The organism is uncultured Jannaschia sp. (assembly GCF_947494055.1).
Taxonomy (GTDB): domain Bacteria; phylum Pseudomonadota; class Alphaproteobacteria; order Rhodobacterales; family Rhodobacteraceae; genus Jannaschia.
This window is the reverse complement of record NZ_CANLTR010000041.1, coordinates 15,084-30,326: the sequence shown is the minus strand read 5'-3', so window position 1 is coordinate 30,326 and position 15,243 is coordinate 15,084. Positions and strand designations below refer to the sequence as shown.

General features: G+C 64.8%; 14 protein-coding genes. All 14 read right to left on the bottom strand.

Features of this window, described 5'->3' with window-relative positions:
* Positions 1-237: 237 nt before the first annotated feature.
* Complete coding sequence (locus Q1A87_RS19500; RefSeq protein ID WP_299655315.1) at positions 238-1,710, bottom strand: VWA domain-containing protein; 1,473 nt, start codon at positions 1,708-1,710, stop codon at positions 238-240.
* Between the two features lie 123 nt (positions 1,711-1,833).
* Entirely contained in the window at positions 1,834-2,133 is a 300-nt protein-coding gene (locus Q1A87_RS19495) for a hypothetical protein (protein ID WP_299655313.1), read from the bottom strand.
* Positions 2,134-2,801: 668 nt separating this feature from the next.
* On the bottom strand, positions 2,802-3,989 hold the full coding sequence (locus tag Q1A87_RS19490; RefSeq protein WP_299655311.1) for a CoA transferase: 1,188 nt from the start codon (positions 3,987-3,989) through the stop codon (positions 2,802-2,804).
* Positions 3,990-4,030: 41 nt separating this feature from the next.
* On the bottom strand, positions 4,031-5,341 hold the full coding sequence (locus Q1A87_RS19485; protein WP_299655308.1) for a TRAP transporter large permease: 1,311 nt from the start codon (positions 5,339-5,341) through the stop codon (positions 4,031-4,033).
* Positions 5,338-5,826: a TRAP transporter small permease gene (locus tag Q1A87_RS19480; RefSeq protein WP_299655305.1), complete on the bottom strand. Its 489-nt coding sequence runs from the start codon at positions 5,824-5,826 to the stop codon at positions 5,338-5,340. Before Q1A87_RS19480 ends, Q1A87_RS19485 begins: the two co-directional genes overlap by 4 nt.
* A 104-nt stretch (positions 5,827-5,930) precedes the next feature.
* Positions 5,931-6,944, bottom strand: a complete 1,014-nt coding sequence (locus Q1A87_RS19475) for a TRAP transporter substrate-binding protein (protein ID WP_299655303.1) — start codon at positions 6,942-6,944, stop codon at positions 5,931-5,933.
* A gap of 97 nt (positions 6,945-7,041) precedes the next feature.
* Entirely contained in the window at positions 7,042-8,052 is a 1,011-nt protein-coding gene (locus Q1A87_RS19470; protein WP_299655301.1) for a hypothetical protein, read from the bottom strand.
* A 29-nt stretch (positions 8,053-8,081) separates the two neighbouring features.
* Positions 8,082-8,687: a DAK2 domain-containing protein gene (locus Q1A87_RS19465; protein ID WP_299655299.1), complete on the bottom strand. Its 606-nt coding sequence runs from the start codon at positions 8,685-8,687 to the stop codon at positions 8,082-8,084.
* The gene (locus Q1A87_RS19460) at positions 8,684-9,685 is read right to left on the bottom strand and encodes a dihydroxyacetone kinase subunit DhaK (protein ID WP_299655297.1); all 1,002 of its coding nucleotides are present in this window, start codon (positions 9,683-9,685) and stop codon (positions 8,684-8,686) included. The genes Q1A87_RS19465 and Q1A87_RS19460 overlap by 4 nt, the downstream gene beginning before the upstream one ends.
* Positions 9,686-9,707: 22 nt before the next feature.
* Complete coding sequence (locus Q1A87_RS19455) at positions 9,708-11,441, bottom strand: acetolactate synthase catalytic subunit (RefSeq protein WP_299655296.1); 1,734 nt, start codon at positions 11,439-11,441, stop codon at positions 9,708-9,710.
* Entirely contained in the window at positions 11,438-12,298 is an 861-nt protein-coding gene (locus Q1A87_RS19450; RefSeq protein ID WP_299655293.1) for a hypothetical protein, read from the bottom strand. Before Q1A87_RS19450 ends, Q1A87_RS19455 begins: the two co-directional genes overlap by 4 nt.
* Positions 12,295-13,194, bottom strand: a complete 900-nt coding sequence (locus tag Q1A87_RS19445; protein WP_299655290.1) for a CoA-transferase — start codon at positions 13,192-13,194, stop codon at positions 12,295-12,297. The genes Q1A87_RS19450 and Q1A87_RS19445 overlap by 4 nt, the downstream gene beginning before the upstream one ends.
* 7 nt (positions 13,195-13,201) lie before the next feature.
* Positions 13,202-14,179, bottom strand: coding sequence for an ABC transporter permease (locus Q1A87_RS19440; RefSeq protein WP_299655287.1), 978 nt, complete (start codon positions 14,177-14,179; stop codon positions 13,202-13,204).
* Between the two features lie 79 nt (positions 14,180-14,258).
* Positions 14,259-15,224 carry a sugar ABC transporter substrate-binding protein gene (locus Q1A87_RS19435; RefSeq protein ID WP_299655285.1) on the bottom strand — a complete coding sequence of 322 codons (966 nt, stop codon included), beginning with the start codon at positions 15,222-15,224 and terminating at the stop codon, positions 14,259-14,261.
* Positions 15,225-15,243 lie beyond the last annotated feature (19 nt).

Sequence of the window (15,243 nt, the reverse complement as noted above, 5' to 3'; positions counted from 1 at the left end):
GACAGGGCAGAGTGACACTTCTGATTTGCTCACGGGTGACAGTTTAGCTTTGCGGCTACAACTATATGGATAGTAAGGTCTATTATGTTCAGGTTTGTGCCGAGTAGCCTTGGACCGCAGTAAAAAAGTCGTCCGTCCAAACTCTTTGCAGCAGGCGGCATCTGTAAAGAGTCAGATCGAACATTCTAGTGCGCCATCACATCGTAGTCTTTCCGGTCCGTCTGGCTTGCGGAGAGTCTACTGCGCCATGATCTCGGTCATCACCAAAGTCTGGATCTGGGCCGCGATCGGTATCCCGTCGCTGGCGGCGTCGCGCATGAAGGCGAGTGCCGCGCGGCGCTCGTACTGCTCGCTCAGCGCGACCGCGAAAGGCTCGGCCAGCGCCTTTTGCGCTTCGGCCCAGTAATAGTCGTTGGTCGCGAGGGGTCCAGTCTCCTCGAAGCACGGCAGGAAGTCCTCTGGTGTCTGCGCGGACGCGACGCACGCTTCGGCCCGCGCGGCGCTGATGCGACGGATCATCTGGTCCGTGATCCCGCTTTCCATGGTCTCCGCCTCGCGCGCTTCCATGACTGCGGTGTAGATGTCCGAGACGCAGTCTGACGACATCTCGGCCTCCGCTGCGCTGGCAAGGATGTCGTCGCCCATCGCATTGACTTGGGCATAGCGCACATTGCCATCGATCAATCCCTCCCGCTCAAGCTCCAGAACTTCTGCGTAATCGGGAATGTAGCTCGTGAAGAGCGCCGGCGGTGCGCATTCGACGCCCGATGCCGACGCGGCTGCTTGGCCCGTCTCGGGGGCGTAGGACTTGCTCGCCTGCTGCCCCTCCGTCGCGATGTCGACGCGCCGCGTGGTTCCGTCGGCCGGTAGCGACGAGGTGTAGGAGACAGAATATTGTCCGCTGAGCTGGGTGCCGATGCTCTCGTAGACGGTGTCGAGCTCGCTTGCCTCGCCGGCGGTCAGGAACCGGCCCCCGGTCTCGCCGGCGATCCGGGTCAGCCCCTCGGTGTCGAGATCGCCGCCAAGGCCCACCACGAAGATTGGCACGTTCACCGACGCGGCCTCCTCGAGCACGGTGTCCGCCGTCGCCTCCGATAGTGGATTTCCGGCGCCGTCGTCGTCCACTCCGTCGCTGAGCAGGACGATGGCTTTGCGTCCGTCCTCCGCGCCGACAAGCTCCACCGATCGCGCCAGCGCGTCGTAGAGCGCCGTGTCGCCCCGCGCAGTGAGACCCTCGATGGCCCCAGTGACGGTCTCGCGGTCCTCGGTCATGTCGGTGAGTTCGGAAAGCTCGCGCGCGAAGCTCAGGACGAGGGTTCGGTCCTGCGGCGCGAGCGTGGCGAGGAACGCGGTCGCGGCAGCCTTTGTCTCCTCCATTGCATCCGCCATCGAGCCCGACGCGTCCGTCGCCAGCACCACCGACAGCGGCGGCAGTTGCGGGTCGACCGTCAGGGGCGACTGATCCACCTCGTCTTCGCGCACACGGAAATCTTCGGCGCTGAGGCCTGTAACCGGCTCCCCCTCCGACTGAACGGTCACGAAGAGGCGGACATCTGGATAGGCATTAATGTTGACCTCGTTGAGGACGACTTCAGCCGCCCCCTCGGGTGCCACCGCATCCACGCGTGGTTCGGTCTCCTGCGCGATCGCCTGGCCTGCCAGGCAGATCATGAGAAGCAGCTTGAGCGAAAACATCCATTCACGAGGCATCTGGGATATCCTTGCAGGGTTGGAGCTTACCTCTGCAAGCTTGGCGAACTGCTATGTTTATAGAGATCGCCACGACATGTACCGGAGAGGACACTGGGGTGAGAGGTATCAAGGGCGATCAACCTAAGACGGCATGCCTCCGTCAATCGTAAAAGTGAACTCTGCAGCGAGAAAACGATTACCCCCGTTTCGTCCGCTTTGCCAGCACGGCATCCTGTGCGACACGTCCTTCAGCAGCAGCCGCGGGTCGCGGTTAAGATCCTGCATGAACCAGGCATCGAGCTGCGTGTTGGCGGTCAGCTCTCCGGCGTTCATACCGTGCCCGGTCGCACGACCAACGGCGAGGTTTGCGGGCAGATGGCTCACCCAGATCAACATCAGGTCGAGGACATGATGTGCGCTGTGATCCCGTTTTCCGTCCACAGGGGCTTTGTTGCGAAAAAGGTGTGCAGCCTGAACTTCCCCTTTCCCGCGACTGAAATCCCTGCCATTGCCGCGGCACTTCCCTGCGAACGTGTGATGCGCTGCTTCATGTAAAGTCTCACCTGTTGGTCGTTGATGTGTTTGCCCGGCATCGCACCCCCCTTCGCAGGAGAGATGAAATCGCCGACCACGACCCGCAGGTGAAGCTAAAGCGGTCGGGGTCCGCCTTCGATCGGGCTACGCCCTCACAAAGCCGGACCCCGACCGCTCACCGTAATTGTCGCTGGAACGCTCAGGCTAATTGCCGCTCAACACGCTCGGCACTTTTGAGGAATATCTATTCGGCATTTACACCAACGACGAGGCCATGTGGGCGCGTGCCGAGTTTCAGGTGATCCTGAACCGCCACCTTGCGTATTTCTGTGACGGGCGGGCGTCGAGTTCGAGGCAATTGACTAGCTGTCTCCCCGCCTACCCTCGATTCATTGCGGAATGGTGTCGAGACCGGCCTTTTTCAGCAGCCTGCTAAAGAACCGGGCATTAGAAACAGGCCCGCAGCTACAAAAGACCCCCTTTCAAGCCCGGATGGCAGAACCAGCTTCCTGCCAGTCCGACTTCTTCAGCAGCTTGCTAAATGACGAGGGCGCACGCGGGCCTGCTGCACGTGATCAGATCGCCTGCGTTTCTCGATATTCCCGGATCCTCGCCTCGTCGCATCCGAGCCAGTCGCGAAGCACCTCGTCGGTGTGCTGGCCCACGACCGGCGGCGCGTGGCGCAGTGCTCCCGGCGTTTCGCTAAGACAGATGGGAATCCCCGCAAGCGTCAACTCCCCGTAGGCTGGGTTCTGGACCTTTATGAATTGACCCCGCGCGCGCAGCTGCTCATTGTGGAAGATCTCTCCAATGGTGTCTATCCGGGAACAAGGCACCCCCGCTTTGGTCATCGTATCGATGACCTTTTCCGACGTGGTGGCGCGCGTCCACTCGGACACGAAGCCCTCGACCTCAGGAATGCGCTCGAGCCGTTCGGCGTTTGTAGCGTAGCGGTCGTCCTCGAGTAGGTGCGCCATGCCGGTCGCCCGGACGAAGCGCGGAAACAGCGCGTCGCTGCCGGCGTTGATGTGTACCCAGCGGTCGTCCGCACATTCGAAGTTGCAGGCCGGGGTGGAATAGCGGTCTCGGCTGCCGCCGCGGGTGAGCTCTCGCCCGGTGAGCGCGAATTCGGGGATTGCCGTCATCAGCAGAGAGATTGAGCAATCGAGCATAGCGAGGTCTACGAGCTGCCCCTTGCTGGTGGTATGCCGCGCTTCGATGGCCGACAGCACGCCGATGCAGGCATAGAGGGACGTGACGTAGTCGATGATAAACGTGCCGGCCGGAAGCGGCTCTCCGCCCTCTTCGCCGGTCAGTTCCATCAGGCCGCCACCGGCTTGGGCGATGGCGTCGAAACAGGGCTTGCTGCTCCACGGGCCGGTCTGGCCGTAGCCCGAGATGCGCACGAGTGTCGCGCGCTCGTTGATCTCGCGGATCGTATCCCAGTCGCAGTTCATCTTTTCGAGCGTGCCGGGACGGAAGTTCTCGATGATGATATCCGCCTCCGCGATCAACTCACGCAGTAGCGCCTGCCCCTCAGGCGAGCGGAAATTGAGCGTCATGGCGCGTTTGTTGCGGTTGTAGACCAGCGTGTAGATGCCGTGCTCGCCGATCTTCGGCGACAGAAGGCGCGTTTCCTCGCCACGGCCTGGGCTTTCGACCTTGATGACGTCCGCGCCCATGTCGCCGAGAATCATCCCGCAATTGGGGCCCGCGATGTAGCGCGACAGGTCGAGAACCTTGAGATTGTTGAGTGCTTGCATGGTTTGCATATCCGGAAGTCTTTCGGGTTCGTCCGGGCGCGTCAGCGCCCAAACACGAGGTTCGGCACGAAGGTGATCGCCTCAGGGACGAACATCAGGAAGATGCAGACCAGGAGCTGTGCGCCCACGAACCACGCCACCGTGCCGACGACGCGGGTCAGCGGGATCCCCGCGATACTGCACCCGATGAGCAGGAGCGTCCCGACCGGCGGGGTGCAGGCCCCTAGGAGCGATACCATGACGATGATCACGCCGTAATGAATCGGATCGAACCCCAGCGTAAGCCCAATGGCCGACAGCGGCGCCGCGAACATGATGAGCATGGCCGTGACGTCGAGGACGAAGCCCAGAACGAACATTAGCAGCAGGATCAGCGACAGATGGACATAGCGGTTGTTGCTGATCAGCTCGATGTTGCCGAGCAGCCAGTTCTGGAAGTCGTTGCGTGTCAGGATGTCCGAGAAAAGGGTCGAAAAGGCGATGATTGCCATGACAACCGAGGTTAGAATCGCGGTGCGGAACGACGCCTCGTAGATCGTCGTCCAGTCGAGCGTACGGTAGAAGAACATGCCCGCGATCGCGGCGCAGGCGACAGCAAGGACGCCGGCCTCGGTTGGGGTGGCGAAGCCACCGACGATGCCGCCGACGATGATCACCGGGATGATTAGCGCGATGGAGGCGTCGCGGAACGAGACGAGAAGCTCTTTCCAGTAGGGTTCGCCCGATACGTCGTCGACATCGGAGACGCGGAAATCGTAGCCGCGGGCGCGTCCGAGAAGGGTGGCGACGATCATCAGCGTCACGGCAAAGATGAAGCCCGGGATGATCCCCCCAAGAAAGAGTTGACCTACCGACAGGTTGGTGAGCGAGCCGTAGAGCACCATGAGGATGCTCGGCGGGATGAGGGCGCCGATGGTGCCCGAGGTGGCCGTGACCGCGACGGCGTAGTCTGCGTCGTAGCCTTCCTTCTTCATCGACGGGATCAGCAGCGACCCCATCGCCGCGCTATCAGCGGTAATGGAGCCCGAGACCCCGGCGAAAAGCATGCTTGACAGGATGTTCACGTAGGCCAAGCCGACCTTAAAGAAGCGTCCGACCAGCACGTTGGCGAAGCGCACGATGCGCGCGGTGAGGCCGCTGGCAGTGCAAAGCTCGCCCGCGAAGATGAAGAACGGAATCGCGAGAAGCGTGAAGGAATCGATGCCGGCGAAGAACTTCGACGTAACGATGTAAGCGATCATGGTCGGGTCGATCGCGATGATGATCAGCGATGCGACTCCTACGGCAAAGGCGATGGGCATGCCGAAGGCGAGAAGCCCGAAGAAGCAGGCGAAGAGCAGGGCGATGGTCATGACAGGCCCTCTTCGGTTGCCGGGGTGTCGTCCTTGCTCATGAGGAGCCGGATCAGGAAGATCGCGGTCTGCACGAAAACGAGCGCGCCGCAGATCGGGATGGCGACGTAGACGTAGGACATCGGGACCTCCACCGCGGCCGATAGCTGGTCAAGGTTCCAGGTCACCATCTGGATGCCGTAGTGAACGAGGATCCCCGCGAGGATCAGCACGCCGACATGGCTGAGGATCTTGGCCGCGCGCTGCATCGGCGCGGGCATCATGTCTAGGACCACCGTCACGCTGAAATGCGCCCCCATGTGCAGGGCGACCCCGATGCCGAGGCAGGTGATCCAGAAGTTGAGGTACCGCGTGACCTCGCCGGCCCAGTAGAAACTCGGCATCACCGGGAACAGCCGGGCGAGCGTCGCGCCGAAGGTGATTAGCGTCATCGCCAGGAACAGCGTGACGATGACGGGTTTCAGGATCTTGACGATCGGGGACATGCCAGCCCTCCCTCGCGTAGAACGATCACGCCGCCGGGGACTGGCGGCGCGTAGGGAGCCCGGTCGCCGGCGGTCCGCAAGACGCTTCTGCCGGCGCGACGTGCTTATTGTTCCGACAGGATCTCACGCACCTTGCCCAGAAGCTCGACGGCCTCGGGACCGATGCTCTCGGCATATTCCTCCGAGAACGGCTCGAGCGTCTCGCGGAATTTCTCAGCCTCGCCTTCGGCCAGCTCGACCACGGTCAGGCCCTCTTCCTGCATGGTGGCCAAGACCTCCTCGTTCGACTCGAGGACGTCTTCCAGCATCATGTCGGTGGAGCGCTTACCAGCTTCGCGCATGACCTCCTGATATTCTTCGGGAAGCTCGTTGAAGAAATCAAGATTGATGGCAAGGTAGCAGGGATTTACAATGTGTTGCGTCTGCACGTAGTACGGCGCAACCTCGTAGAACTTGTTGTTGTACGTTGTGGCCGGCCCAGACTCCATGCCGTCGGCGACGCCGGTCTGAAGTGAGGTGTACGCCTCGGTGAAGGCCGTGGGCGTGGGCACCGCGCCAAGCGCGCGCGCCATCCCGACATAGAGCGGCGCCTCGGGAATGCGCAGTTTGTAGTTCTGCAGCCCTTCCAAAGTGTTGAAGGATTCGACCGAGTTGATGCTGCGCGGCCCTTCGTAGCCGAAGCCCAGGATCTCAAACCCGCGATCGTTGGCCAGCGCGTTGATGTCGTCGATCAGCGCCCAGGTCACGGCGTTGATGTCGCTCGTCTCGGGGTACAGGAACGGCACCTCGAGCATGTAGAGTTCCTGGATGAACCGGCCGAGGCCGCCGCCCCCGCTCATCACCATTTCGAGTGATCCACGGCGCACGCCCTCGGACGCCTCGCGCTCGTTGCCGAGCTGGTTGTTGCAGTAAACGTCGATGGAGACGTCGCCGTCCGTGCCTTCTTTGACGAACTCAGCAAAGTTGTTCGTCTGCACGCACATCGGATGGTTCTCAGGATACAGGTTCGACAGCCGGATGTTGTAGGTCTGGGCTGCCGCCGCATCGGGCCTGAGGCAGATGGCGAGCGCCGTGCAGCCGACCGCCACGGCCGAGCCGATCTTGTGAAACTTGGTCATTATCGTTCTCTCCTCCTTGCAAAGCGCATTCTGGGGACCGGTGTCCGGACGGAATGCCTGCGGGACCGCCCCCGCGCGCCGTGATCAATTACGGCCGTCACGCCGGCACGGTGCAGCTGGCCCACCCGACGGTGGTCATCTTGTCGTCGCACCTGCGGCGCACCCACACTTCGAGATCGATCTTCCGGCCCCGGTCGGTGTCCTCGACCCCGGTGACGAGCGCGGTCATGGCGAACGGCTCGAAGACCTCGAGAGTATTGATGAACTTCACCTGCAGCCAGCCGTCGGTGAACCACGACTGACCGAAGGTCTCGGTGAGGTAGCGGCCGATCATGCCGACCTGCTGCTGCCCCTGCACGATGGGCAGGCGCAGCCCACCTTCGCGCGCGATCCGCAGGTCGCTGTGGGTGTTGCGCACGAATTCGCCCGCCCGCGAGAACACCGCCACCTGCTCGGACGTCAGGGATGTCGGCGCGGCCCGCATGACGTCACCGGTGCGCGTGTCGACGCCGAACCCCGGGACCTCGCGCGCGCCCTCGGGGATCTCCCCGACGACCCGCCGCTCGGGCTTGCCGCTGCCACGTCCGGCGATGGAGCCAGGAACGGTACGCAGGATCTCCACGCCGCGATGCCGGATGATCGAGCGGCCGTCCTCGCCGGTGGCCTGCGCCTCCATCACCACGTAGCCTTGGCCGCGCCGCTCGTAGGCTTCGACATAGGTGCCCTGAAGGGTAACCTTCTCGCCGAGAAAGACGGGGCTGTCGAACCACATCTGTTCCTCGGTGTGGAAACCGACGGTCTGCGAGCCGGCGTAGTTCAGAGTGAAGAGCTGCACGAGGTCGTTGCCGAGAAGACAGGCGTGGCCAATACGGCGCCCGTCGAACGGGCTCTTTTGCAGCGTCCAAGGATTGTAGTCGTCTTGGGTGAAGGCGAAGCGCTTGATCTTGTGATCGTCGACGGTGATCGTCACCGGCCCGAAGGTTTCGGGGACCTCGAGGTTCTCGAAGATCGGCTCCTTCAGCCCGGCCTCGAGGTCGTCGACCGCCGCGGCGCGGCGCGGATCGGTCAGGTCGCGCCAAGGCGCGCCTTCTGTGGTGGATGCGGACATCTGTGTCTCCGGTATGTGCGGAACGGCGGTCATTGCGTCACCGTCGCGTGGTTGAGGACGCGCGCGATAGCTAGCATGCCGGGATCGTCGGCGCCGGTGCTGCGCTCGGGGAACATGCGGGCGCGGCCGATGCGGCAGGGCTTGTCGCGGAACGCGTCGAGCGCGTCCGCCGCGGCTCTCGCGGCCGTCGCGCGGTTGGCCGGACCCTCGTCGAGCGCCGCCGCGATGGCGTCGAGGCTGTCGATCACGGTCTTGTCGCCGGGCGCGGCCTTGCCACGCGCCGCGACGGCGTCGCGCATCTCAGCCACGACACGGCCCATATCGCCCGCTCCGATGTCCCCGTCGGCTGACTTCGCCGCCTTCGCGAGCGTCATCGCCGCCGTGGCCACCAGCGTGCCGAGGCTCGATCCGGTTTCCTTCATCGCAGCCTGCGCGAGGCCCATCGCGGCATCCGCGAGGCTGGCCGCCCCGGCTGTGTCAATCTTTGCCATCGCATCGACGACCCGGCGCAACATCGAGCCGGTGTCACCGTCGCCGACGTTCGCGTCAGCCGCGTTGAGGTGCTGCTCTTCCTCGTGGATCGCGGCATGCGCGTTGGCGACGAAGGCGGCAACGTCCTTGGGCGTAAGGGTCATAGACCGACCCTCCAGAACGGGCAGCGCGCCGGTGCGGACATGAGCGACTCCAGTTCCTCGTCCAGCACCATCAGCGACAGCGACGCGCCCGACATCTCCATCGACGTGACAAAGTTGCCGATCAGCGGCGAGACCGGCTTCAGCCCGGCATCGCACAGCCGCGCCCCGATCCGGCGCCACAGGATGAATAGCTCCTCGAGCGGGGTCGCGCCGAGGCCGTTGACCAGCGGGACGACCCGGCTGCTCTTCGGCGGATCAAGCTCTGCCAGCAGCCGGTCGAGCATCTCGTCGGCGACGGCATCGGCGGATTGCAGTTCGGCCCGCCAAATGCCGGGCTCACCGTGGATGCCCATGCCCATCTCCATCTCGGTATCCGCGATTTCGAAGTTGGGCGCCTGCGCCGTCGGCACGCGACAGGGGGACAGGGCGACCCCGATGGAGCGGGTCGCCGCCGCGGCCTTCTCGGTTACGGCCGCGACTGCATCGAGGTCGCGTCCCTCTGCGGCGGCCGCCCCGGCCACCTTGTAAAGAAGCACGATCCCGGCCACGCCGCGCCGCTTCTCGGCTTCCTCGGGTGCCGCGCTGGCGACATCATCGGTGCCCAAGACGGTGCGTGTGGTGATGTCGTCCATATGTGCCATCTCGCCCGCCATGTCGAAGTTCATCCGGTCGCCGCCGTAATTGCCGTAGAGGCACAGAACCCCGGCCCCGCGGTTCGCGGCGCGGATCGCGTCGAGCGAAGCCTGCACACTTGGCCCCTCGAAGATGTTGCCGATGGCACAGGAATCGAGCAGCCCGTCACCGACGTAGCCGGTAAAGAGCGGCAGGTGTCCCGAGCCGCCGCCGGTCGCGATCCCGACCTTGCCGTCGGCGGCCGGGTCGGTGCGCGAGACGCAGCGCCCGCTTTCACCGCCAAGCGATAATTCGGGATGCGCGCTGACCAGGCCTTCGAGCAGTTCCGCGACGTAGTTCGCCGGGTCGTTGAGCAGTTTCTTCATCGTCTCTCCTCCAAGGTCGGCTTCAGTAATTGAGGCGTTCGTTACCCTCGAAGGCGGTGACCGGCGGGTAGGCCCGTTCGTCCGTCACCACGTCAATTACCGTCGTTGTGTCGGATCCCAGGGCGGCCTCTAGCGCGGGCAGAAAGGCGTCGGGCGTTTCCACGCGCACGCCTTCAACCCCGCAAGCACGGGCGATGGCGGCGTGATCCACTGGGTTGAAGTTTACCACGTCACTGTGGTCGCCCCAGATCACCTTCTCGGCGTGTTTTTGGTAGCCGAGGATCTGGTTGTTCAGGACGATCAGCGTGACGCCGAGCCCCATGCGGCGCGCGGTCTCCAGCTCGCCCCAGACATGGGCGAAACCGCCGTCCCCAACCAAGCCCACGACCCGCGCATCCGGCCGGGCGACCTTCGCCCCTAGCGCGAAGGGCAGGCCCCAGCCGAGGCCGGCCAGGCCGCGCGGGGTCACGAAGCGCTGCCCTGCGGCGCGTGCTTCGAGGAAGTTCGCGACCCACACGGACGAATAGCTCGCATCCGCGATGACGAGGTCCTCGGGCTTCAGCAGGCTGTCGAGGTCGCGCATCATCCGCTCGGGCCGGACCGGCGTCTTGTCCATGTCGACAACGCGGGCGACTTCGTCGGAATGCGCCTTGCGTCCCTCGGCGATCTTCGCCTCGACGCCCGACCGCGCCGATGCGCGAGCGCCCAAATCGCGGGCGCGCATCGCTTCGGTCAGCGCCTCGAGGGCGAGCTTGGCGTCTGACACCATCCGAACTTCGGCCTCGTAGGTGCGGCCGATCTCTTCGGGGTCGATGTCGATATGGATGTAGCTGGCCCCCTCGGGGTAGAGCGTCCAGCTGTCGGTACCGTTCTGGTTGGTCCGGTTACCGACCAGCAGCACGACGTCGGCGTCTTCGACCAGCGGGCGCATGAACTTCGCGCGGCCGCGCGTACCCATGAAATAGCCGACCGGCCCGACGCTTAGCGGATGCGTCTCGCTGACAGTGCCCTTGCCCATCGCCGTGGTCGCCACCGGAAGGGAGGCGACCTCCTGCAACTCGGCCAGCGCGGCGCAGCCGTCCGACACGTGTACGCCGCCGCCCGCGATCACCAGCGGACGCTCGGCCCCGGCAAGAAGATTTGCCGCCCGCGCCACGGCGTCAGGGTCGGGGCCGACGCGGTCGAGTGGGAAGATCCCGAGGCATGTTTCGCGCACGCGCTCGCTCTGCCCGACGGTCTCGTCGAACATGTCGATCGGCGCGATTAGGACTGCCGGGCCGGGCCGGCCAGACGCGGCCGCGGCAAAGGCCATATCGACATAGTCCTCGATCCGGTCCGCCTCGCTCACGCGCTTAATCCACTTCGCGGCGCCCTTGAACAGCTCGAGGTGGTCGAGCTCTTGGAAGGCGTTGCGGTCGGTCATCTTGCGATGCACGTCTTGCACGATGGCGACAACCGGGATGGATGCCTTCAGCGCCTCGGCGAGCCCGGCCACCAGAAGTGTCGCCGCCGGGCCGTTCTGGCCGGTCACGACGGACACCTTGTGGCTTACGCGGGCATAGGCGTCGGCCATCGCAGCGCCGGCGTTCTCGGTGCGGTAGCCGACCTGCTTGATGCCGTAGTCGGGCACCGCAAGAAACAGCGCCGAGGGGATCGACTGGCCGAAGATGACCTCGACTCCGTGGCGCTTCAGCGCGGCTGCGAAGACGTGGGCTCCAGTGCGCGAGTTCGTCCCGCTGCGGTTGGGTGCATTCATGTATCTGCTCCGGTTTCTCGGGCGTCGGGCGCCCTTTCAATATTGGGAATCAAAAGGTTGCGGGGGTCAACGATCTCGCGGATGAGGCGCAGCCTCTCGGGCGAAGGCGCCGGGGTTTCGAGCACGTCGTCGAGCGGTCCGAGATCGAACCCGGTCGCAGCGCGTACTTCGTCGGCGGTCACGCCGGCATGAATGGAGCGCACGCGCATCGCGCCCTCCTCCTCGTCAAAGTCGAAGATGCACAGAGGGGTCATCACGAAGCGCGGCCCGCCCCAGTCGAGGCCGAGCGCCTCGCGCCCCTTGCGGCCGCCGGGAAAGCCCACGCCCGACACGAAATCGACCTTATCGACGAAGATGCGCGGCTCGTGCCGGGGCATCATCACGTATTCGCGCCGAAAGCAGACCATGTGCTCGGGCTGCAGGATCGGGCCGACGAGCCGCACCTTGGGCGCGTCGTGCGGACCGATGCAGACCGAGTTAATGTTGCCCACGCGGTCGACCTGCACGGCCGAGGAAAAGCCGAAGGTCACGTCGCCGCGCTTCAGCGCCCACTGGCCGGGATAGTCCCGGGTGCGCGCCTCGGCCGGCAGGTCGCGCAGCTGCGCGTCGTGCTCGCAGTCCGGCATCCGGTCGAGGACGGACAGGTCGGGGTTGTGGTAACAGCCGGCCAGCAGCAGCGTCAGGTCCGGCGCGTGGGTTCGCCGGGCCAGCTCCATCGCGACAACGGGGATGCCGGTGCCCCAGATCGCGGCGGCGGACCCGGTCAGGAGGCCGGTGAAGCCCACCTCGCGGTCGGCCATGTCGTCGGCCAGCACGTTGGCGAGGGTCTCATAGAGGGTGGCGGACGCGGCGGTCATGTCAGGTCTCCCAGGTCGAGAAGCCGGGCGAGCCGGGCGCCCCCGACCGCGTTGAGATAGGCGTCGTTGTCCTCGATCCGCACGTAGCGGTTGAGCCAAGCCTCGAGCGCGGCGTCGCTGTCGGCGGCCCCAACCCATTCCGCATAGGCGTTGGGGTCGGCGTTGTAGGCGCCGAGCGCCGGGGTCGGATGGGCGCCCCAGGGCAGCTCCACCACCGCCTCGACTTGGTAGGAAGCGATCTGCACATGGTCGGCGTGGCGGCGGATATAGGTCGGGTCGACGATCTTCTCGGCTGTCACGATCACCCGGTTGCAGGCGCGCGCCATCAGCACGTCCTGCGATTGCGGCAGAAGGTACTTGGCCGGCGTTACCACGTTGCCGCGTTCGTCTGCCGCGAGCGCGTGGATCACCACGACATCCGGGTCGGCGGGCGGCACGGCGTACATGATCCGGCCTGTCATCGGACAGTCGAAGCGCCGGATCGCGGGATTGGTCGTCACGATGTCGAGCCCGCCGAGGAACGGCACCGGCCAGAACGGCAGGTTTTCGAGATTGGCGCGGAAGCGGTCCCAGCTGACCATCTCGGGGTAGTCGACGACCCGCAAGCGACCGGCCTCGACGGCGCGGCGGAACTGCCGCGCTAGCCCGGATGCCTCGAGCCCCACATAGGAGGTCTCGACCGCGTCGATGGCGCCGACGGCAGCCAGTAGGTCGACCTCGTAGGACTGGGCCGAACCCACTACGGTCAGGCCGCGTCGCCCCTGCCGGACCAGTTCGCGGACAAAGCCCATGGGCTTCTGGTAGACAGCGAACCCGCCGAAGGCGACGCGCGCGCCATCCGGGACGCTGCGCGCCGCGTCTTCGATGGAAAGAAGTTTGGAAGTGCCTGCGGTCATACTGGTCTCACCGGCGAAGCATCGACCACCAGACCGCGAGGATGATCACGAGGCCTTGGGCGATGAGGAAAATGATTGGGTCGATGCCGTTGAGCACAAGCCCGTTACGAAGGACGGCGACGAAGAGGACGCCGAGGATGGTGCCCACGATCCGGCCGCGGCCGCCTGACAGGACGGTGCCGCCCACGATCACTGCTGCGATCACGTCGAGCTCCATCAACTCGCCCACCGTGGGGCTGCCGGCATTCAGCCGGCCGACGAGCATTATGCCGGCCAGTGCCGCGAGCACCTGCACGATGACCATGACCGAGATGCGCAGCCGGTCGACCTTGACGCCATAGCGGCGCGCAGTCTCGGCGTCCCCGCCGATAGCGTAGAGGTGCCTGCCGAACCTCATTGAGGAGAGAACGATGCCGCCGACCGTGATGACGAGGACCATCACCCAGATCGGCAGCGGCAGGCCCAGGATCTCGCCGTACCAGACTTCCTCGAGGAAGGTCGGCATCGGGCCGACGGTGACGCCGTCGCTGAGATAGAAGGCGATCCCGCGTAAAGCCGATAAAAGGCCGAGCGTGGTGATGAAGGTTGGGATGCCCCAGATGACGCGCAGCGTGCCGGTAAACGTTCCGACGAGCGCGGCGAGAAGCAGGACCAGCAAGGCTGATAGCAGGATCGGTACGCCTGCCTGCACGGTCAGCACTGCGAACAGGGTGCCTGCGAGCCCCACTTGGGAACCGACGGAGAGATCGATTTCGCCGCTGATGATGACCATGGTCATACCCACGGCGATAATTGCAATTACCGAGGTCTGCTGAAGCAGCGTAATGAAGTTCTCGACCGACAGGAAATTCGGCTCGGTCGCCGCGAAGACGGCACACATGAAGACGAGCGCAATAGCGACGCCGATCTCGGCACGGTGGTCAGTCAGGTCAACCGGCACGAGGCTCCGATGGCGCGGCTGCGCCTCTTGGGATGTCTGCGACATTGATGTGTCCTTTCGGCGCGTCGGACGCTAGGCGGGCGGGGCGAGACGGCCTGCCAGGGGGCCGTCAGCACTCGCGGGATCAGTTGCCGGCGAGCGACTCAACGAGGTCGATGTACGACTGGATGCCCTCGGGATCGTCGCGGCTGTAGACCTTCACGTCGACCTGGACCTCGCGCGGCGGCTCTTTGCCCCGAAGGCTCTGCACCGCGGTCTCGACCGAGACATAGCCGATCCGGTAGGGCTGTTGGTCGGACACCGCGTAGACGTTGCCCTCGGGGTCGAGCATCGCGCGGGCCAGCTCCTCGCTCATGTCGACACCGTAGAGCTTCACGTCACTATCGGTGCGCCGGGCGGCAGCCGCGGCTCCCGAGAGCGAACCCGAGTTCGACGCCCAGACGGCGGCGATGTCGGGATTGCGCTGGATGACGGTCTCGATTGCGGTGGCGCCCTGTTCGGGGGTCGCGGCGGCGATCTCGTTGACGATCTCGATGTCATCACCCTCGAGGTTCGACATCGCCCCGGTCCGGCGGGCCTGCATGTTCGGGTTGGTCGGCGGCAAGGTGATCAGCGCGACCTTCCCGCCCCCCGCTTCGTCGAGCTTCTCGCGCATCTCCGCCGTGACCGTCGCAGCTAGTTCGAAACTGTCCACGCCGATCGTGTGGCTTGCCACGTCGGGATCGGACAGCGGTGCGTCGTAGTCGACGATGGTGATGCCCTTCTCGGCGGCGCGTCGCACCGCCGCGATTGAGGCCTGCGCATCGAGCGGCGGCATGATGATCGCGTCGACGCCGCGAGTCGCGAAGTCCTCGACCACCTGCGCCTCAGTGGCAATCTGGCGGCGGTTCAACCCGACGGCGAACTCGACTCCGTACTCCTCGGCGGCGTCCGACATGCCGCGCTCGATCTGCTGCCAGAACTGCGAGTCGCGAGCGTAGATCAGCGCGCCGATAGAAATCTCGTCGTCCTGTGCTATCGCCGGTGCACCGGTCAGCGTGGCGACAATGGCAAAGCCTATGCAGGCGGCTGCGTTCTTGTAAGTGCTCATGTCTAGTCTCCTCCCCTAG